The sequence below is a fragment of the Caballeronia sp. LZ033 genome, from assembly GCF_031451265.1.
In the GTDB taxonomy this organism is placed as follows: Bacteria; Pseudomonadota; Gammaproteobacteria; order Burkholderiales; family Burkholderiaceae; genus Caballeronia.
In genome coordinates, this window is sequence record NZ_JARUXQ010000003.1 from 1,260,868 (window position 1) to 1,281,387 (window position 20,520).

The 20,520-nt window shown below is 63.8% G+C and carries 16 protein-coding genes; 3 read left to right on the forward strand and 13 right to left on the reverse strand.

Going from position 1 to position 20,520, the window contains the following annotated elements; translation table 11 throughout:
• Positions 1-6: 6 nt before the first annotated feature.
• Positions 7-1,083 (forward strand): HlyD family secretion protein, encoded by a 1,077-nt coding sequence (locus QCE62_RS26975; protein WP_309925101.1) that lies wholly within the window; start codon positions 7-9, stop codon positions 1,081-1,083.
• The gene (locus QCE62_RS26980; RefSeq protein WP_309925103.1) at positions 1,080-2,606 is read left to right on the forward strand and encodes an efflux transporter outer membrane subunit; all 1,527 of its coding nucleotides are present in this window, start codon (positions 1,080-1,082) and stop codon (positions 2,604-2,606) included. Before QCE62_RS26975 ends, QCE62_RS26980 begins: the two co-directional genes overlap by 4 nt.
• Here QCE62_RS26980 and QCE62_RS26985 read toward each other — a convergent pair.
• From QCE62_RS26985 to QCE62_RS27020, 8 genes are all read right to left on the reverse strand, one after another.
• A complete protein-coding gene (locus QCE62_RS26985; RefSeq protein ID WP_309925105.1) occupies positions 2,587-3,525 on the reverse strand; it encodes an aldo/keto reductase in 939 nt (312 codons plus the stop codon). The two genes, QCE62_RS26980 and QCE62_RS26985, sit on opposite strands and share 20 nt — an antisense overlap.
• A 16-nt stretch (positions 3,526-3,541) precedes the next feature.
• A complete protein-coding gene (locus QCE62_RS26990; protein WP_309925106.1) occupies positions 3,542-3,925 on the reverse strand; it encodes a nuclear transport factor 2 family protein in 384 nt (127 codons plus the stop codon).
• Between the two features lie 36 nt (positions 3,926-3,961).
• Positions 3,962-5,281 carry an epoxide hydrolase gene (locus tag QCE62_RS26995; RefSeq protein WP_309925107.1) on the reverse strand — a complete coding sequence of 440 codons (1,320 nt, stop codon included), beginning with the start codon at positions 5,279-5,281 and terminating at the stop codon, positions 3,962-3,964.
• 70 nt (positions 5,282-5,351) lie between these two features.
• Positions 5,352-5,912 (reverse strand): VOC family protein, encoded by a 561-nt coding sequence (locus tag QCE62_RS27000; RefSeq protein ID WP_309925108.1) that lies wholly within the window; start codon positions 5,910-5,912, stop codon positions 5,352-5,354.
• Between the two features lie 17 nt (positions 5,913-5,929).
• Complete coding sequence (locus QCE62_RS27005) at positions 5,930-6,289, reverse strand: BON domain-containing protein (RefSeq protein ID WP_309925110.1); 360 nt, start codon at positions 6,287-6,289, stop codon at positions 5,930-5,932.
• A gap of 146 nt (positions 6,290-6,435) precedes the next feature.
• Positions 6,436-7,299, reverse strand: coding sequence for an alpha/beta hydrolase (locus QCE62_RS27010; RefSeq protein WP_309925111.1), 864 nt, complete (start codon positions 7,297-7,299; stop codon positions 6,436-6,438).
• A gap of 10 nt (positions 7,300-7,309) precedes the next feature.
• On the reverse strand, positions 7,310-13,264 hold the full coding sequence (locus QCE62_RS27015) for an AAA family ATPase (protein ID WP_309925112.1): 5,955 nt from the start codon (positions 13,262-13,264) through the stop codon (positions 7,310-7,312).
• 141 nt (positions 13,265-13,405) lie between these two features.
• Positions 13,406-14,245 carry an enoyl-CoA hydratase/isomerase family protein gene (locus QCE62_RS27020; protein ID WP_309925113.1) on the reverse strand — a complete coding sequence of 280 codons (840 nt, stop codon included), beginning with the start codon at positions 14,243-14,245 and terminating at the stop codon, positions 13,406-13,408.
• Between the two features lie 281 nt (positions 14,246-14,526).
• Between QCE62_RS27020 and QCE62_RS27025 the strand changes: the two genes are divergently transcribed.
• Complete coding sequence (locus tag QCE62_RS27025) at positions 14,527-15,273, forward strand: response regulator (protein ID WP_309925116.1); 747 nt, start codon at positions 14,527-14,529, stop codon at positions 15,271-15,273.
• A gap of 8 nt (positions 15,274-15,281) precedes the next feature.
• On the opposite strand, the gene QCE62_RS27030 is transcribed toward QCE62_RS27025, so the two are convergent.
• From QCE62_RS27030 to QCE62_RS27050, 5 genes are all read right to left on the reverse strand, one after another.
• On the reverse strand, positions 15,282-15,674 hold the full coding sequence (locus tag QCE62_RS27030; protein ID WP_309925117.1) for a DUF3331 domain-containing protein: 393 nt from the start codon (positions 15,672-15,674) through the stop codon (positions 15,282-15,284).
• Between the two features lie 42 nt (positions 15,675-15,716).
• Positions 15,717-16,739, reverse strand: a complete 1,023-nt coding sequence (locus tag QCE62_RS27035; RefSeq protein WP_309925119.1) for an alpha/beta hydrolase — start codon at positions 16,737-16,739, stop codon at positions 15,717-15,719.
• A 123-nt stretch (positions 16,740-16,862) separates the two neighbouring features.
• Positions 16,863-18,200, reverse strand: coding sequence for an acyl-CoA dehydrogenase family protein (locus QCE62_RS27040; protein WP_309925121.1), 1,338 nt, complete (start codon positions 18,198-18,200; stop codon positions 16,863-16,865).
• Positions 18,201-18,288: 88 nt separating this feature from the next.
• Positions 18,289-19,584: an acyl-CoA dehydrogenase family protein gene (locus tag QCE62_RS27045; protein WP_309925123.1), complete on the reverse strand. Its 1,296-nt coding sequence runs from the start codon at positions 19,582-19,584 to the stop codon at positions 18,289-18,291.
• Positions 19,585-19,759: 175 nt separating this feature from the next.
• Positions 19,760-20,401 carry a winged helix-turn-helix transcriptional regulator gene (locus tag QCE62_RS27050; protein ID WP_309925125.1) on the reverse strand — a complete coding sequence of 214 codons (642 nt, stop codon included), beginning with the start codon at positions 20,399-20,401 and terminating at the stop codon, positions 19,760-19,762.
• Positions 20,402-20,520 lie beyond the last annotated feature (119 nt).

The following is a 20,520-nucleotide window of genomic DNA, read 5'->3' on the forward strand; positions in this document are numbered from 1 at the left end:
GTCATCATGTTTTCCACTATCCGCGCTCATTCCAGGCTGATCGTCGTTGCGGGACTGGTCGTCGCATTGCTTATCGTGGCCTGGATCTCGTTCAGGCTGCTGGCGAACCCGGACGTCGAGTCCACCAACGATGCCTACGTACAGGCCGATTTCACGCTCGTCGCACCGCGCATCCCCGGCCAGATCTCCGAGGTGCTGGTCAACGACAATCAGACGGTGAAAACCGGGCAGGTGCTGGTGCGCATCGACGACCGGGACTATCGCGCCGCGCTGATGAGCGCCGAAGCCGATGTCAGCGCAGCCCGCGCGGCCGTGGCCAACTTCGATGCCGAGATCGCGCGACAGCCTTCACTCGTCGATCAGGCGCGCGCGACCTTGCGTTCCGACGACGCCGCTATCGAATTCGCACGGGCCAACGCCTCGCGCTATCGAAATCTTTCGGATGCGGGCGCGGGCACCACGCAGGAGCAACAGAGCTCGTCGAGCACGCTGGCGCAACAACTCGCGCAGCAAGCGCATGACCGCGCCGCACTGAAGACCACGGAGCAAAACCTGCAAGTGCTGCGTACGCAACGCGACCGGGCCGCCGGTACGCAAGCCCGTGCGGAAGCGGCGCTGGAGCAGGCGAAGCTCAACCTTTCGTACACGGAGATCCTCACGCCCGTCGATGGCAAGATCGGCCGACGGTCCGCGCGCGTGGGCGCGTTCGTGACGCCGGGTGCGCCGGTGCTTGCCGTCGTGCCGCTCGCGCAGGCGTACGTGGTCGCGAATTTCCAGGAAAACCAGATCGCGAAGATGCGGCCCGGCGCAAGGGCGCGCATCCGGGTGGACAGCTTTCCCGGCGTCGTGATCCGCGGGCGTGTCGATAGCCTCGCGCCCGCCACGGGCGTCAGCTTCGCGCCCATCGCACCCGACAATGCAACCGGCAACTTCACGAAGATCGTCCAGCGCGTGCCGGTCAAGATCATCATCGATCCGGGACAGGAAGCGGCATCGGACCTGAGCGTGGGTCTTTCAGTCGAGGCGCAAGTCGTCACGGGCCGGCGCAGCGAAACCGTCGCGCAGGGAGTCGAGTCGAAATGAACGCGAAGATTGTGCTTGCCTTGCCCGCATGCCTTGCGATCGCCGGCTGCATGGTCGGACCGGACTTCGAGCGCCCCGCCGCCGTTAAGCCCAAGGTCTTCGACCGCACGCAAACCGCGCAGGCGCCGAGCAAGGCTGTCGAAGCTTCTTTCGTGCAGGACTGGTGGACCCTCTTCGACGATCCCGTGCTGAACGCACTCGAACAGCGTCTCGCCGACGCGAACCTCGACGTGGCCGCTGCATCCGCGCGGCTGCTTCAGAGCCGCGCGCAACGGCGCATCGCGGGCGCCGCGGAACTACCGACGCTCGATGCCGCCGCCTCGTATAACCGCGAGCGCGGCAGCGAGAACGGCATTCTTTCGCTGCTCGGCGTGACGCCCTCGCAGAGTCAGCCGGAATCGGCATCGGGCGGCGCGCCATTGGGTGTATCGGCGATGCCGGGCGCCAAGGGATCGCCGGCCTATAACCTGTTTCAAGCGGGCTTCGATGCATCGTGGGAACTCGACATCTGGGGCCGCGTGCGGCGCACTGTCGAAGCGGCCAACGCGTTGAGCCTTGCGTCGTACGAAGATCGAAGCGCGATCCTTTTGTCCGCGCGCGCGGAACTCGCACGCGACTATATCGATTTGCGCAGCACGCAATCGCTGCTGGAAATCGCACGGCAGAACCTTGCCATCGCACGGGACTCGGTGAAGCTGACGCAAGTGCGCGTGCGGGAAGGCGTCACCACCGACCTCGACGTCGCCAACGCGAGGGCGCAGAGCGAGACCATCGAAAGCCTGATCCCCACGCTCGAATCGCATCGTGATACGGACATCAACGCCATCGGCCTGTTGCTTGCCGAGCAACCAGGCGCGTTGCAATCCATGCTCGCCGACACGCACGCGACGCCAACCTTGCCGCGTCAGGTTCCCGTAGGCTTCCCGTCCGAACTCGCGCAGCGCCGTCCTGACATCAGGAAGGCCGAGGCGCAGCTGCATGCCGCGACCGCGTCCATCGGCATGGCGAAAGCCGATTTTTATCCGCGCATTGCCTTGAACGGCAGCGCCGGATTTCAAAGCCTTCAGCTTTCCAACTTCGCCGATTGGACCTCGGGACAGTTCGTGGTCGGGCCTTCCATTACGTTTCCCATCTTCGAAGGCGGAAGGCTCAAGGGCACGCTGCAACTTCGTGAGGCACAGCAGCAGGAAGCAGCCATCGTCTACAAGCACACCGTGCTCGACGCATGGCGTGAAGTCGACGATGCACTGCTCGTCTACGACGCCGAACAGCGGCGGCATGCGCGCCTGACGAACGTCGTGAGCCTGAATCAGCGCGCCCTCGGCATTGCGCAACAACGCTACAAGGCGGGGGCGCTCGACTATCTCGACGTGCTCAACGTACAGAAGCAGTTACTGGATGCGCAAAGCAAGCTGGAAGAAAGCAAGGCGACGGCTGCGGAGAATCTCATCACGCTGTGCAAGTCGCTTGGCGGTGGCTGGGAATCGAGCTACGCGGCGTCGCTTACGGTCTTCGGGGAATGAAACCGGGGCTGCCGGTCTTGACGACTTCGTTGAAGCGCAGCCTCGTCTGGATGCCATCGATTTCAGCGAACGCTTCGTCCGGCAGCGCGGAGACATTGAAGTTCTCGCGGGCGCGTGCTTCGCTTTTGGGCGTCGTCAGTAACGCGGTGCCGCGTTGCACGGCCCAGGCGAGCAACAATTGCGCGGGCGTCCGGTTCAGTTGCGTGGCAAGCCTGGCGATGACCGGATCATCCAGCGGTCCAGGCTTGATGCCATGTCCCAGAGGCGCGAAGGCCAGAAACACGATGCCGTGTCCTTGGCAGAACTCCAGCAACTCGCGTTCGGGCAGATACGGATGGGCTTCGACCTGCACGACCGCCGGCTTGAGGCGCGCGGCTTCGTAGAGCGGGCGCAGCTCATCCAGCCCGATATCCGACAAGCCAATGGCGCGGCATTTGCCGTCATCGACGAGGCGCTCCATCGCCTTCCAGGTATCCAGCAGCGTCACGCCTTCATCGTAAATGACGTCACCGTTGGCATCGCGCGGATCCTGTTCGTCGCCCGCCTGGAACGCGAACGGCGTGTGGATGAGATACAGGTCGATATAGTCGACCTGGAGCCTTGCGCAGCTTGCATCGCAGGCCGCCGCCACCCGGTCCGGCTGGTGATTCGTGTTCCACAACTTGGTGGTGACGAAGATATCGCCACGCGACAGTCCCTCGCTGGCCATGCCTGCTTGTAGCGCCTCGCCGACTTCGCGCTCGTTGCGATAGCGCTCGGCGCAGTCGAAGTGTCGAAAGCCTGCCTGCAACGCGGCGCGGGTCGCGCCCACCGTGATGGCCGGATCGGCGATGAGGGTGCCGAAACCCATCGCGGGCATCTGACCGGCGCCCTGTGCAAGCGGCAACGTCCTCAGCCGGAAATCCTCGAACGTACTCATGAAGGCCTCTCCTGGTTCACGGCATGCGCTGCACCCACCGGCTGCGCCACGCCGGCGCCTCGAACGCTTCCGTGAAGTACTGGGTTTCGTGCGTGACCTTGCCGTTCGCAAACGACATGATGCTCACCGTCAGCGCCGCACGCTTGCCATACGTGATGACGTATTCCGTCACCCACAGGTCGCCGCTTCCCTGTATGCGCCTGACCTCGAAGCCCGACGGCCGGTCCGGATGACCGGAACGCAGCGCCTGCAGATTGGCTTTCCCGTGAATGCGCTCGCCAGATTGAGGATAGTCGCAGATGGCGTCTTCGTCGTAGATATCGTGCTCCGCATCGAGATCACCCGCCGCCGATGCGCGCCAGTGTGCATTCAATGCTTCACGTATCGTCTCATCGTGCATGACAGGCTCCTGTTGTCGCGAGGACCCGGAAGGCCATCAACGCAGCGACTGGAAACTTGCCCGGATTTCCTGAGTGAAAAGCTGAGGCTGCTCCCATGCCGCAAAATGCCCGCCCTTGGGAAGACGATTGTAGTGAATCAGCTTCGGATAGGCGCGTTCGGTCCAGCTGCGGGGCGCGCTATAGATCTCGTCGGGAAAGACGCTGACGGCGACTGGAATCTCCACGTGTTTCGGCGCGAAGAAGTTGAACTTGTTCTCCCAGTACAGCCTTGCCGACGAGATCGATGTCCCCGTCAGCCAGTAAAGCGTGACGTTGTCGAGCACATCGTCGCGCGTCAGTCCTTCCGGCTGGCCTTGAAACACCCGTGCAATCATCTCCTGGCTGCGGGCGTCGTGATCGAGCATCCACGCCGCCGCGCCGACAGGCGAGTCTTCCAGTCCGTAAAGCGTTTGCGGACGGTTCGCCATTTCCAGCGCGTAACCGAGACCATGCTTGTAGAAGTAATCGAGTTGCTCGAACGCATGCTGCTCGTCTTCGGACAGGCCCGCCGGCGCGGGTTTGCCGTATTTCAGATCGTCGGCGATATCGTCGGGAACGGTGGCCGGCATGTTGGTATGCATGGCAAGCAAACCGGACGGCTTCAGCAGCGCCATCTGTTCGGTCACGGCATTGCCCCAGTCGCCGCCCTGCGCCACATAGCGCGTGTAGCCCACGCGCTCCATCAGCGCGACCCAGGCTCGCCCGATGCGGGCCGGATCCCAGCCCGTGGTCGTCGGCGTACCGGAGAAACCGTAGCCCGGCAGCGACGGAATCACGACATCGAACGCATCCGCCGCCGTGCCGCCGTATGCGGTCGGGTTCGTCAGCGGATCGATGATCTTCATCTGTTCGATGACGGACCCGGGCCAGCCATGCGTGACGATCATCGGCAATGCATTGGCATGGCGCGAGCGCACGTGCGTGAAATGAATGTCGACACCATCGATCTCGGTCACGAACTGGGGCCGCGCATTGAGCTTCGCTTCGACCTTGCGCCAGTCATACGCCGTGGTCCAGTAATGCGCGAGGCTTTGCATCGTCGCGAGTTGCACGCCCTGGGTGTCGTCCGGCACCGTTTCGCGGCTGGGCCATTTGGTCGCCTTCACGCGCCGTCTGAGCTCCGCGAGCTGCGCTTCCGGCGCATGCACGCGCAAGGTCCGTATTGCGGTCTTGTCGCTGCCGGGCGGTCGGGACGTGGTGCTGATCGCGGTATCGGCGAGGACGAATCCGCTTGCGGAACCGGCAGCCGCCGCGGCCACGGCCGTTTGCATGAAGCGCCGACGTGACGACGCGTCGACTTGAGTACTGTCTGCCATGTCATTCCTCTCGGGGTTCGATTTGCCGTTCCCGGCACGCGCTCAACGCCGTGCCGGGATGCCACCGGCGTCATGCCTTGCCGTGCAACACCGCGAGAATTTGCGGCGTGAAGCGAGGATCGTCCGCTTCCACATCCGCCGATAGTCGCGCAGTGATCTCCTGCAGGAACCAGCGGTTGCCGTCCGGGTCGCTGAACGTGGCGAAGGTCGCGTAGCTCTTGCGCTCCGGACTGGCGCCTGCAATGCACCCCGTGCCGTCATGGCGATGGAAGACGCCACCCTCGTCGTGAAAGAGCGGGCCGACCTGCACGCCGCGCCGTTCCAGTTCCGCACGCGTGGCCGCGATGTCGGTGACCACGAGGTAATGCCCGCGAGCGGAGCCCGGCGCGGCATCCGTCATGTTCTGTCCGAACATGACCGAGCATGCGGATTCCGGTGGAGTGAACTGGATCACGCGGTAGCCGTCTTCGCCTTTGAAATCGACGTCCAGACGCCACCCCAGGCCGCTATAGAACGCCTTGGCGCGATCGACATCGGACACCGGCACCACGGCGATCTCCAGTTTCATGCCGAGCGCCCCGGCCCCGGACGTCGCGGATTCCTGCTCGCGCTGCATCGAATCGGTGCTCATGACGTCTCCCGGAAGGATCAGTTGCCCGGTTCATAAATGGTGAGCCGGTTGTCGACCCGCTGGACGCCTGCCACTTTCGCTGCGGCCGCCTGTGCGGTATCGATCTGCGACTGGTCCGGTACGGAGCCTTCCAGCGTGACTGTGCTGCCGCGTGCAAGCACGTTGATGTGCGATGAGTCCAGGCCCTTGGCCTGGGTGAGCGAGTGGCGCACGGAGCGGCCCAGTGCGCGGTTCTCCGCGCGGATCGCCTTTTTGCTGGTCGCGGCCGTGCTGTCAGGCGACGCTTCCGCGGCCGTCGCGCGCGGCAAGGTCACGGTAAAGATGAACATGAATGACGCGGCCGCCGCGACGGTAAGATTCAGCATTCGGGTTCGCATGCCTTGCTCCTTTGGGTAACGAAGTCAGCACCGGCGCAACACGTGACGCCGGTCGCCAAGCTTCATTACAGGACGGCGCGCGCGTTCCTTCAATCGTCGCCGGGTATGTCGAACCTTGCCGCGGGTATAGTCGCGTCAAACGAAGGTCACGCGTCTAGTGCACGGCGCAGGAAATCACGCATGAGGTCGGCGATTTCATCGGCCTTCTCATCGAGCGCGAAATGCCCCGCGTCGAGCAAATGCACCTCCGCATCCGGAACATCGTCCCGGTAGGCGTGCGCTTCGCCGGGCAGGAAGGACGGGTCGTAGCGCCCCCATACCACCAGCATGCGCGGCCGATGACGGCGCAGCCACGCCTGCCACTCTGGATAGGCGGCAACATTGGACTGATAGTCATAGAACAGATCGCTCTGGATGCGCGTCTGGTCCGGGCGCGACAGGAACGCGAACTCGTCGGTCCACAGGTCCGGATCGTATCGATCGACATTCGGGCTCGTGCCGACATGACGCTGCTTCGCGGCCGCGAGCGACATCAGATTCTGTTCGACCGCAGCCTGATACTTCTGCCGATTCGCCCAGAATGCCCGGCGCGTATCCCACAACGGCCCGAGGCCCGACTCGTGCGCCACGGCGTTCTGCACGATCATCGCCTCCACGCGTTCCGGATACGCCAGCGCGAGCCGGAAGCCCACCGGCCCGCCATAGTCCTGCACGAAGAGCGTGTACGAATCGAGGCCGAGCGCGTTGGCGAATCCGCCGATCACCTCGGCGACGTGATCGAAGGTGTAGGCAAACTGCTCCGGCGAGGGCGCGTCGCTATGACCGAAGCCCGGAAAATCTGGTGCAATCAGGTGATATTCGTCGCCGAGTCTGTGCAGCAGCGGTTCGAACATGCGTGAAGACGAGGGAAAGCCATGCAGCAAAAGCACGACGTGTCGATTTTCCCGGCCGGCTTCGCGATAGAAGATCGACACGTCGTCAACAGTAATGGATTGATATCTGACCTGCATGATGAGCGGCTCATGATGTGCCGGACGATGCCAGCGGAAGGTTGAAGGTGAAGCGCGCGCCGCCGTGTACCGATGCGTTGTCGGCATCGATCCGTCCGCCATGCGCCTCGATGATCGACCGGCAGATGGCGAGCCCCACGCCCATGCCGTTCTCGCGCGTCGTGAAGAAGCTTTCGAAGATATGCGTCATGTCCTGGACATCGATTCCGGGGCCGCTGTCTTCCACGCTGCACATGACGCTCGACGGATCGGCGAGTTCGGTGCGTATCGCGACGATCCTGGCGCCTTGGCCGTCCGCCTCCACGGCTTGCATCGCGTTGACGACCAGGTTCACGATGACCTGTTGCAACTGCACGCGATCGACGAGAACCACGGGCGCGGGACGCGCGCACTTGCGCATGATCGTCACGCCGCGCGAGCCGACGTCATGTTGCAGAAACAGCAGCGCCTCGTCGATCAGTTCATCCAGCGGCGCTTCGGCGCGCGTCAGTCCGCGGCGCATCGCCATCGCCCGGATCCGGTCGACGATGTCCACCGCACGCTGCGCATCGATCCTGATGCGCTGATTGACGAGCCGCGCCTCGTCCACGTCCGGCGCTTTCCGGTCGAGCCAGCGGGTGCTGAGCGCGCTGTTCATCGTGATCGCGGCGAGCGGCTGCTTCAGCTCATGCGCAATCGACGCGCTCAGTCCGCCGAGCGTGGCAATGCGCGCCGCGTGGGCGAAGTCGGCCTGAAGCCGCTGAAGCATGTCCTGCGCACGGATGCGCTCCGTCAGGTCGACGAGACTGATCAGCGCAATGCCGAGATCCTCCGCCGCGATGGGACGGGCGATCGTCAGCAGGACGTCGATGATGCGTCCGTCGAGCGTCGGGATTCTGGTCGTCTCCTGAAACACCGATGCCCCGCTGTAACGGCTCTCCAGCGCGCGCCTGAACGTGCCGGGACTTTCGCGCCAGACCCATGGCAACGGACCGAGCAGCATGTGCGCCTCCCGCGCGCCAAACATGCTCGCAGCGTGGTGATTGACTTCCTCGATGACGAGCAGCTCCATCGCCCGGTTCAGCCATCCGGGATGCTCGTCGATATAGTCGGACAGGCTTTCCACGCCCTGTGCGCGCAGATCCGACAGCAATGCGATGAGCGGCTGCGCGTCGATCTGCCAGAGCGCCACGGGCATGTCGAGAAACAGACTGCGATAGCGATGTTCGCTGCGCAGCAACGCGGCATGGGCCTGCTTGCGCGTCGTGATGTCCTTCAGCACGCCGAGCACGCGAATGCCGTCATCGAGGTCTGCCAGCACGTGCGCCACGAGTTGCAGGTGCCGCACGGCGCCGTCCGGCATCAGCAGCCGGTGCTCGATATCGAACGGCTGGCGTTCGCGCATCGCCCGGTCGAGCATCAGGCGCACGAAGGTCACGTCATCGGGATGCACCCGCGCCAGCATCAGTTCGAGGGTCGGCGGCGTGGCGGTGTCGTACTGGAAGATCCGGAAGCTTTGTTTCGACCAGAACAGTTCGCCGCTCGACACATGCCAGTCGAAGCTGCCGGTGTCGCTCAGTCTCTGTGCATCGGCCAGCAGCGCCTCGGCATGTTGCAGATCGGCGTAGAGGCGCGCGGTCTCCAGCGACATCGCCGCCTGCGAGGCAAGCAGCCGCAGGATGGCGCTGCGCGCGGGCGTGAAGACGTTGGACGCGAGCGTGTTCTCCAGGTAGAGCACGCCGATCAGGCGCGTCTGCTTGATGAGCGGCAGGCACAGGATGGAGCGGCAATCGTGCCGCATCACGTACTCGTCGGATGAGTACGGATGGGTGGATGAGGCATCGTGGAGCAGCAGACTGTCGCTGGCGCGCATCACGTAGCGCAGGACCGACCCCGGCAGGTCCACCTGTTCGATGCGCAACTTGAGCGACCGCACGTCGATGCGCTCCGCGCTCGCCGTGGCCTCGGCCTCGACACGCATTTCCTTGCGGCGCCTGAGCAGCAACAGACAGCGATTCGCACCGGCGTGTTCGAGCGCCAGTTTCATCAGCGTATGAATCAGCTGCTCCAGATCGACACCGCTGAAGATGGCGCGCGACACGCTGACCACCGTTTCCAGATCGAGCTGCTCGCTGGTGGTGGCGATGGTTCCGCCGATATCCGTGAGCGCCCGCGAAGCCTGCGCGTGGTCGCGCGCCAATTGGCGCACCTTGCTGTGTGCGCCCCAGCGCTCGTAGCAAGCGCGCGCATTCGCCAGATAGGTGCCCGCGATGGTCTCCAGGCCGCGTCCGGCGAAGAAGCGTGCGGCCAGTTCATGCGCCAGCGCCTGATGCTGGATGAAGCCATGCTCGCGCGCCGAGCGCACCGCCTCTTCGTAGTGGTGCATGGCATCCGACGCGCGGCCTTCGAGACGCGCGGCTTCAGCGGAGATCAGCGCATGACAATGACGGAAATTGCCAGGGCAATGGCTCGACCAGTCCGCGAACTTCGCGCAGATGGCATGCAGCGTGCGGCGCCGCACGATCCGCTGTTCCTCGCTCGCCGACGCATCCAGCGCCGTCAAGGTCAGCGCATGAAAGAAGTGGTACGTCGCTTCTATCGGCAGGGCCATTGCGGCATCGAGATTCGCCTGTGCGTGCCGGGCGGCGTCGAGTGCGTCGTCGTAGCGCCCTTGCAGATACGCCAGCATCAGATCCATGATGTGCCGGAACGCAATGCCGCAACCGAAGTTCGCCTGCATGATGACCGAACACGCGGCGTCGCGATCGAAGCGGGCGTTCGCCGGGGTGTCGTCGGCGGGTTCGCCCAGCAGCGTCGTCACAAAATGCTGTTGCAGGAGAATCGTCTCGTACACGGCGTCGTTGCGGCTCTGCCGTGCAAACGCCGCGTGACGACGGGAGAGCCGCAGCACTTCGGCCAGCGGCGTGCCCTTTTCTATCGTCTGCCAGACGGTGGTGAAGGCCAGATAGCCGGCGAAAGCCAGGTCGCCGACATCGAGACACGCGCTGCTCGCGCGTTCGAGTATCGGCAGGTCGGTCATGATGTGACGACGCCAGAAGTTGATGTGATTGCCGTGCAGATGCAGCAGCTTGCCCTTGAAGCGGCGATTGCCAAACTTCTCGTTCAACGCCAGCGACATCTCCGAGAACTGCACCGCCGAGGCAATATCGCCGATCCGCGAGACCAGCATCAGCGCGTAGTTGCCATAGGCGAAGCTCGACTTGTCGGTATTGCCGGCGCGCAATGACAGGTTCACCGCCTTCAGCGTGATGAGCGGATAGAAAGCCGGCCGGGCGATGAACGCACAAGGCATCGATTCCACGAGCAGGTCGATGATCGTCCGGATGGCGGGATCGGTTGCGACCGGCGCATCGACCAGCCTGTCGATGGCGCGGCCCGCGAGGCCATGGGCAATGTCATGCAGTTCCCGTTCCACTTCGGCGCCGGCGGCGGTGTCATGCGGCGGCAGCAGCACGCCGAATTCGCGCAAGGCGAGCACGGCGACGTCAAAACTCTCATCGAAGCGGCCCGCAACCTGATACAGCTCCATGCGCAAGCCGAAGACCTTGGCACGGTCCAGGCTCGAAGCGGCGCGTTCGAGCAGCATGTCGAAGAGCGCATCGGCCTCCACAAAGCGGCCGGCGAGATACTCGCATTCGGCAAAGGCCAGACAGAGCGCGAACGTGCGGGCGTAGTGCCGGTCCCATGCGTCGCCGGACAAAAGCGCCACGCCTTGCGCGAGATAGTTTCGCGCCGCCGCGAACGCAGCCGAACTCATCGCGCGGCGCCCCGCCTCGTCATTCAGCACGAGGGTGCGTTCGCGTTCGTCGGCATCGGTCATCAAGCCGATCCCGCGATTGAGATGATTGACGATGTCGAAGAGCAGCGCGCCGGTTTCGTCCGGCGCGCTTCCCGCCGCCAGCGCACGGCCGATATGCAGATGCAGCGCGGGCCGCTCATCCTCCCGAATCAGCGCATAAGCGGCTTCCTGCACGCGGTCGTGCACGAACACATAGGCATCGTCGGTCCGACGCACCAGGCCGCTTTTCATGGCCTCCCAAAGCCTCGCATCGATTGCGTCTTCTGGTTCGCCATGAACACGCTTCAATGCGTCGATGCGCGCCACGTTGCCCAGCGCCGCGAGCCGGCTCAACGCTTCGCGCGTCGGCTGCGGCAGGCGGCCGAGCCGGGCGGCCATCAAACTCGCGACGTTCTCAGTGAATCCCTTCGCGCGGATCCGCCCGAGGTCCCACGTCCAGTGGCCGGCGCGATGATCGAATGCAAGCAATCTCTCGTCGGCCAGCATCGTCAGGAACTGGATCAGGAAGAACGGATTGCCGCCGGTCTTTTCGTGCAGCAGTTGCGCGAGGGGCATCGCCTCCTCCGCGGTGCAGCGCAGCGCATCGCCGAGGAGTACCGTCGTGCTGCCGGTCGCGAGGGCTTCGAGATCGACACGCCTTACGTTCATGCCGCTGTCGCTCACCGCATCGATCATGTGAGCCAAGCGATGCCCTGGTTCGACGCCCTCCAAGCGATACGCGCCGATCAGCAGCAGGTGCGTCACGTCAGTATGCGTCGCCAAGTCTTCGATCAGTTCGAGCGTCGCCGCGTCGAGCCATTGCAGATCGTCGATAAACAGTCCAAGCGGATGCTCCGGCCGCGCGAACACGCCCAGCAGGCGGCGAAACACGATATGCAGCCGGTTGCGCGCTTCTTGCGGCGGCAGTGACGGCACCGCCGCATGCTCACCGATGATCAGCGCCAGCTCCGGAATCAGTCCGATCATCAACTGGGCGTTGGGCGCGAGCGCCTCCGTCAGCTCGTGCCGCCAGTGCCGGAGTTCCGCATCGCTCTGGTTGAGCAGGATACGCACGAGCGACTGGAACGCCTGCGTGAGCGGCACGTAGGGCGTATCGCGCTGATACTGGTCGAACTTGCCCGATGCAAACAGGCTGCGCGACGGCGCCAGCGCCTTATGCAATTCATTGACCAGCGCCGACTTGCCGATGCCCGCATGTCCCGACACCAGCACGATTTCGGCGTCGCCCTGCGTTGCCACGCGATCGAACGCCGCGAGCAGCGTGTCGATTTGCGGAGCACGCCCATAGAGCTTTTCGGGGATGCGCAAGTGGTCGGACGCATCGCACGTCCCGAGCGTGAAGGACGGTATGTCGCCGCTCGCTTCCCACGCCGCGAGGCAGGTTCGCAGGTCGGCGAGAACCCCGAGCGCAGTCTGGTATCGATCCTCCGCGATCTTGGCCAGCAGCCGCTCGACGATGCACGCGACCACGGCAGGCAAGCCCTCGACGCATTCCGTCACTGGCACGGGCCGGCGCGCGATGTGGCAGTGAATCCACTGCATGGCATCGGATGCGGCGAAGGGCGGCGCACCCGTCAACATCTCGTAGAGCAGCGCGCCGAACGAATACAGGTCGCTGCGCGCGTCGACCGGCCGGTTCATGCGTCCCGTCTGCTCGGGAGACATATAGGCCAGCGTTCCCGCGATGACCTCAGGCGGCGCCGGCGGCGGCGGCTCGCGCGGCAACAGCGACGCGATCCCGAAGCCGGTCAGGCGAACATGCTCGTCCGCGCCGACCAGCACGTTCGCGGGCTTGATGTCCTTGTGCACGATGCCGAGCGCATGCATTTCGACCATGGCCTGCGCCAGATTCACGGCGATGCGCAAACAGCGCGCCAGTGCAAGCGGCTTGCCCAGCGCGCGGACGAGCGGGTCACCGCCGCTGTCGTCGAGGATCAGCACGGGCGGCACGCGTCCGAGATCGAGCGCGAGCGGCTGCGCGGACCACTCGGGCGCGAGCAACGAAGCCAGGCCGTATTCGTGTTCCAGCCGCATGATGGTCTGCGACGCAGGCTGATTCGCTACGCGCACGAGCAGCGTGACCGGCGAGTCCGGGCGATGCGCGCGGACCATGAGCAGGTCGCCGTCGTTGTGCAGCGGTTCGAGCGCAAAGCCGGTGAGGTCCATGTGATGCTCCCTTTCGCCGCTCTCTTCCGACGAAACCGGTACGCATCCCACCATCCGTACCGCTTCCGAGGCGAAAAGCAGCCTATCACGCGAGGAGCCCGTCTTACCTTCCGCAGCTTGCGCCGCTGTCCGGCCGCAGCACTAGCGCCACAGCGATCCCGTGTAGTGCGCGAGTCTCGCCTCCACATCCGGATCCTCCTGCAAGCCCATCTCCATCAACCGAGCGATCTTTTCGCGCGCGGCCGGCCGCTGCACGGCGGCGATGAAGGCGTCCCACTCGGGTGCGACCGACGTATCGGGCGGCAACGTCTCCGCATTGACATGCCGCTTGATGACCGCGAGCGATTGCTTGTCGAAGGAAGCGATGCGCGTGGCGAGCGCCTCGACGAAATCGTCGAGTTCGTCGTCGGGCAACGCGCGGTTGACGTAGCCGTAGCGTTCCGCGAGGGCGCCGTCGAAGTCGTTTCCGCTCGTCAGCACTTCGAGCGCGCGGCCCCGGCCGATCAAGCGCGACAGCCGCGTCATGGGTCCGCCGCCGGGCACCAGCGCGGCGCCGATCTCCCATTGCGACAGCAACGCCTTGTCGCGGCTGGCGAAGCGCATGTCGCTCGCAAGCGCCAGCTCGCTGCCGACACCGGTTGCACGACCGCGTATCTTCGCAATCGAGATCACCGGCATGCGGCCAATGCGCACCAGCATGTCGGGCAACGGCGGCAGGCCCGTGGGGCCGGGCGCCATGCTCGTCGTTGCTTCGAGCGGCGGTTCGAAATCGTAGTGCGTGAGGAAGAAGCCCGGCACCGCGCTCTCGAATACCACGACTTTCACCTGCGGGTCCGTTTCGAGCGCGGTGACCACGGCGTTGAGCTGCGGCAGCATATCGGGACCGAAGATATTGAAAGGCGGTTGGTCGATGATGACGCGCCAGCAAGACGGGCTACGAGGTTCGATCCTGATCTGCTTGTGGGTGCTATCAGAGGTCATGTCACTCTCCATTACCGTTGTCTTCGGTCGTGTGATGCAGCAACTATAGTGGCCGAAACCTCTGCCCGGCGGCGCGTTCATACCAACGTATAGCGCTCTATACGAGGTGTCACGCACCGGTGTGGACGTCGCAGCATATTTGCCCCGCGTCGTGGCGCCGGAGGCCGGATGGCAACCCACATCGCGCGTAACTCGGCAGAATTTTTTCAGTAAATCCTGCTAGAGTGTTTCGCATCGCTATGTAACGTCTATCCGCGCAAGGTCCCTGCACAGGAGCAAAGATGAACTCCATGCTGCAATCCACGTCCGGCGGCAGCAAGCCGGACGATCAGACTCCGGTGGTCTATGTGGTCGATGACGACGAGTCGATCCGCTTCACATTGCAGAGCCTGATTCGTTCGGTCAGGCTGCGGGTCCAGACCTTCGATTCACCCACCGAATTTCTCGCGTTTCCCAAGTACGCCGTGCCGAGCTGTCTTGTCCTCGACGTGCGCCTGCGCGGCGCGAGCGGCCTTGCGTTCCAGACCGATCTCGCACGCCATGGCGTGCACATGCCGATACTCTTCATGACCGCCTACGGCGACATCGAGATGACCGTCAAGGCGATGAAGGCCGGCGCGCTCGACTTCTTCGAAAAGCCTTTCCGTGACCAGGACATGCTCGACGCCATCGCTGACGCATTGAAGCGCGACGCAGCGCGCCGCGCGGCCGACGCGGCGCTCGCCGTCGTATTCTCGTCGTTCGAGTCACTCACCCTGCGCGAGAAGGACGTCATGCAGCGTGTTGTCGCCGGGATGCTGAACAAGCAGATCGCCTACGACATGAACCTGAGCGAAGTCACCGTAAAGATCTATCGCGGGCAGGTCATGAGGAAGATGGCTTCGCGCAATCTGCCCGATCTGGTCAGGAAAGCAGAAGTGCTCGGCATCGGGACTGCGCGCGATTCGCAAACGGTCGTGCCGTTCGTCGCCCCGGATTCGATAGGCCGCGTTGCCGCGCCGCTGACGGCGCATCACGGCACGGTGTAGTCCGCGTTTCATGCCAGCGTGTATTGCTCGATCACCGACGCAAGGATCATCGCGTGCCCGTTGCACACGCTGGTGGTGCGGATCGGTGCATAGACGAAATCGCCTGCCGCGATCGACTCGCCGCTGATCGCACATCGCCCTCGCTTGCGCGCGCGCCGGATTCTCCACGACTGGTCGCCATAGCTGCAGCGGGTCGGGTCGCGCCAGTAGATCGTGGCGGTCGTCGGCGTGGGGCGTTCTATCACGCTCACCACGAGGCCGGCGCCGCAGGGATCGGCGCTCTGGTCCGGCAGACCGCCCGCCGCGTGGCGCGACGCCGCGAGGCCAGCCGGGTTCATGCACGATCTCATCATCACGATGGTCCGTTCCCACGCATCCACCGTCTTCATCAGGTCCGACATAACCAGGCTCCTTGAGCGCGCAGCCATGTTGATGAACGGCCGTCACAGACTGGCGGCCTGAAGAATCGCGTCCGCAAACGCACGGGGCGCCTCCTGCGGCAGGTTATGGCCGACGCCGCCCTCTATCGTGTGGTGAAGGTACTTGCCGCTGAACTTCCGTGCGTAAGCCGCCGGTTCCGGATGCGGCGCGCCGTTCGCGTCGCCTTCCAGCGTCACGGTGGGCACCGCAATGGCGGGCGCGGCGGCCAGCCGCTGTTCGAGCGCGTCGTATCGCGGCTCGCCTTGCGCGAGGCCGAGACGCCATCGATAGTTGTGAATCACGATGGCGACGTGATCGGGATTGTGGAACGCGGCGGCCGAGCGCCGATAAGTCGCGTCGTCGAACGACCATCGCGGCGAGGCGAGTTGCCAGATCAGGCGGTTTAAGGCATCGAGGTTCGCCGCATAGCCCAGCGCGCCGCGCTCGGTCGCGAAATAGTACTGATACCACCATTGAAGTTCGGCCGATGGCGGCAGAGGCTTGCGGTTCGCGTCCTGACTGCCGATCAGATATCCGCTGACCGAAACCAGCGCCTTGACGCGCTCGGGCCAGAGCGCGGCGACGATGTCCGCGGTGCGCGCGCCCCAGTCGTAGCCGCCGAGCACGGACTGGCCGATGCCGAGCGCGTCCATCAGCGCGACGAGATCGAGTGCCGTGACGACTTGCTGGCCGTTGCGCGGCGTGTCGGACGAGCGGAAGCGCGTGGAGCCATAACCTCGCAGATAAGGCACGATGACGCGATAGCCCTCCGAGGCGAGCAGCGGCGCGACCTCGACATAGCTGTGAATATCGTAGGGCCAGCCGTGGATCAGGATCACCGCAGGCCCCTCACGCGGACCAGCCTCCGCATAGCCGACGTTCAGCACGCCTGCATCGATCTGGCGCATCGATTCAAACGTTCCGGATGCCCTTGTTTGCGCCGGCTGTGCGCTTGTCCTTGACGCCATGCCACATGCCGCCGCGCCCACCATGGCGACAGCCGCACGAAGCGTCCGGCGGCGTTGCCTGCTGATGATGTCGTCCATGTCCGGCTCTCCGCATCGACCTGTTTAACAGTCTATGAAGAGCGGCCCGCATTGACATCCTGCTATTGGTATTCCCGCATCGTCGGTTGATATGCCCGACGCATCCCATGGTATTTCGCCCGTTCACTGAGACGCCGGTTCGCGTTGCGGCAGCACGGCGCCGGCGCTTTCCATCGTCTTTCGAAAGCTCATCCGGCGCGTATCGGCAATCGCTCGCGGATCGAAATGTTCGTCCAGCATGACACCCCAGATCTTCCGCATCTGCATGCCTATGTTGCCCGCATCGTACAGCGGGAACACGGCGGCCTCGCGCAGGAACTTTTCCATTGGATGTTGCCGGTCGAGCGCATTGACACCCATCACCTGAAGCGCCCGGAACACCGCGCCGAACAGCGCTTCGCCGCAGAACACCTTCGCCATCGCAGCGACGGCATGGCCGTCCGAATCGAACTGGTCGAGGTAATGCGCCGCTTTCCACGAGAACGCACGGCACGCCTCGATCTTCATCGCAATCTCCGCGAGCATGTAGCCGACTGCCTGATGATGAATCATCGGTACGCCGCCGCCCGCGCTGCGCGTCTTCGACCAGTTCAACGCGAACTCGTATGCCGATCGCGCCACACCCACCGCCGCAATCGCCGCCACCGGTCCCGACCACGTGAATGCCTTGCTGATGACGAGGTCGCCGTCTCCCGCGGCGAACACGTTCTCTTCGGACACGCGGCAGTCCGAGAACGTCATCGCATTGTTCTGGCACAGGCGATGCCCCAGCTTGGAGATGGGCGGGGCATAACTGACGCCCGCTGTTCCGCGCGGGACGATGATCGCGCTGAGTCCCTCGCGGCCGCCTTTCGAAGCGTCGGTGCGTACGATGCAGACGTTCACATCCGCGCCCTTCAGATCCCAGCCGCCCGCATTGCACGGCCAGTACTTGGTGCCGTTCAGCACATACTCGCCGCGCCCCTTGTCATGCTTTGCGATCAGGCCGATGCCTGCCGGACTCGCGGCCGGGTGATCGAAGTTCGCCGTGCCGCCGGTTTCACTGACCGCCTCACTGACCGTCCATCCCGCGATGTATTCCCCACGCGGATCGCTGGTTGCCCGTGTCAGCCACTTCTGCTTCTGTACATCCGACCCGAACCAGACGAGCGGCATGAGCGCAAGCCCATTCACCAGCAGCACGGTGGCGAAGCCCGGGTCCACGGCCGTGATTTCCTCCGCGACGATCTGCAAGTCCAGATTGCTGATGCCGCCGCCGCCGTATTCCCGCGGCAGGAAGCCCATTGCAAAGCCGAGCTTGTAGCACTCGAGGTAAGCGCTCTTCGTGATGGCGAACGCCTTTTGCGTGTCAGGCTCCTCGTCCGCCCGCCTGACCACCGGCTGAAGAATCTCGATGGCGAATTCGCGGGCGTTTTTCTGCAACTTGCGTTGCGCGCCCGTCAGTGTGAAGTCGATTGGCATGAGATGAGCCCCTGACGTCTGCATCGTTCCAGGCATGGCGAGCGTTCGCTCGCTCCGTTAATTTCGATGACATGGCAGGCCGCGCGCTTCATCCGACGCCTTCGGCAAGGGACAGGGAATAGACGGCCTCATCGTCGAGGGCGGCGCGCGGGTTGAAGCGTTCGTGCGCCATGATGCCTCGCACACGGCGCCGTTGCGCAGCCATGTTGCCGCTGTCATGGATGGGCAGCAGCGCCGCATCGTGCAAATGTCTGCTGAAACTGAATTCATCGTCGCCCACGCGCGTGCCCACGAGTTGCATGCACTTGAACACGCAATCGAACATCATCTCCGTGACGTTGATCTTGCACATTGCGCCGAAGATCTCACCATGCTGATCATGCTTGTCCAGATAGTCGGCGGCGCGCCACGCGAAGTAGCGAGCCGATTCGATCCTGGCCGCGACCTCGCCCAGAACATTGCCCACGTTATCGAACCGGCTGATGGGCGCAAGCGAGCTGCCTGCATGGCGTTTCGCGAAGCGCAGGGACACCTCATAAGCCGCGCGCGCCACGCCGGCCGCTGCAATGGCCGCCATCGGTCCGAACCATGCAAAGTTCCGGTCGATGACCCGATCTCCATTGCTCTGGCTACCCGGAAGCAGATTCTCGACGGCGACTTCGGCATCGTGAAACTCGATGGTCGCGCTCGTTCCCATTCGATACTCGTCTCGCGGCGACGCATGACACGCAATGCCCGATGTGCCGCGTTCCACGACGATCGCGGAAAGCCCTCTTGCGCCCACAGTTTGAGTGTCGGTGCGGACGATGACGGTCTGGGCATTGGCGCCGAGTCCGTCCCACCCGGCAGCCGACGACCACTTCTTGCGTCCGTTGAGTACGTAATGGTCGCCGCGCAGCGTTGCGGTGAGGGTGATATCGGAGAGCGAACGCGGATCGTCGATGTCATTCACCGCGAGCGCCGACCGATGCGGCTCGGCTGCCGTCCAGGCGCCGAGATACTGCTCGCTCGGATCCGACGTGGCCGCACCGACGAAGCGTCGCTTCTGGTCCTCCGTCCCGTACCAGATGACCGGCATCAGGCCAAGGCCATTGCAGAGCACGGTGCACGCGAAACCAGGATCGATGGCGGCGATTTCTTCCGTCGCGATGGTGAAGTCGAGACAGGAATAGCCGCCGCCTCCATAGGCGGCGGGCAGCATCGCGGTGGCAATGCCTTGCCGATAGGCTTCGATATACGCCGGCTTCTTCTTCCCGAATGCCGTGGTCAGATCGGATTCCTGTTCGGCTTTGCAGAGCAAGGGGGCAAGGACGTTCTCGGCGAACGCCCGTGCTCTCGATTGCACCGCCTTTTGCTCGCACGACATGGTGAAGTCAATGGCCATCTTGAGCCTCTTGATAGATGCAGATCACGCGTGTCACTGGGCGAGTCACACGCGGCCTGTGGGATCAAGATAGGCACAGCTTTTGGCAGGCGCAATAGTCAAAAGTGTTGAAAGCCCCGACTGTTACAACTTCGTCGTGCAAGCGGGATTGCGACTGATCAATCGCTCTGCAAGCTCAGGGAAATGGCTTGAAGCGGAAGCGGCAGGCTTCGCCGCCGCGCTGCATGCAGGCCTGATGTTCAACCTCGGTGCCCATCAGCCCGGTGAGAAAGCCGATATCGAAACGACACACCTCGGGATAGTCTTTCGTCAGATCATGGTAGACGCAGTTGGTGCACTCGACGCGCGATAGCGTGGACACACGGTCCGGACCAATCTCCATGGCCCGGAAGCCTGCCTCGTTCATGATCTTCACAGTTTCGGTGACGCGCTCGGAACGCGTCTTCCCGACCAGACGCGGAATCATGCCCGCCGACGTCCTGACGCCCAGATCGAACATATAGTGGTCGAGGCGCTCGGGGCCGAGCTCATCGCGCAGCGTCGACACGAGCAACGCGGAGAACCACGAATATTGTTTGGGAAACTGATTGGTGCCCTCTTGAGTGAGGACATAGACCTGAACCGGCCGTCCGCCGGTTTTTCTGGGAGCGCCCTTCTCGATGAAGTTGCGGCGTTCCAGCGCAATCAGATGCTGATTGACCGCTGTCCTGCTCAAGCCGATAGCCTCGATGATTTCATCGACCGTCAAACCGCTCTTGCGCTGGAGCAGGATGTCCAGAATGCCCTGACGGGTGCTGGACAACGGATCGGTAGCCATGTCGATCGGAGGTCGTTTGGAAGGGGCCGTGGGACTTGCACAAGGATATACCCTTCTTTGAAACCACATCAATGCGGCGTGGCCTGATGGGCCATTGCGACGCTGTCGGCCGAGCACAC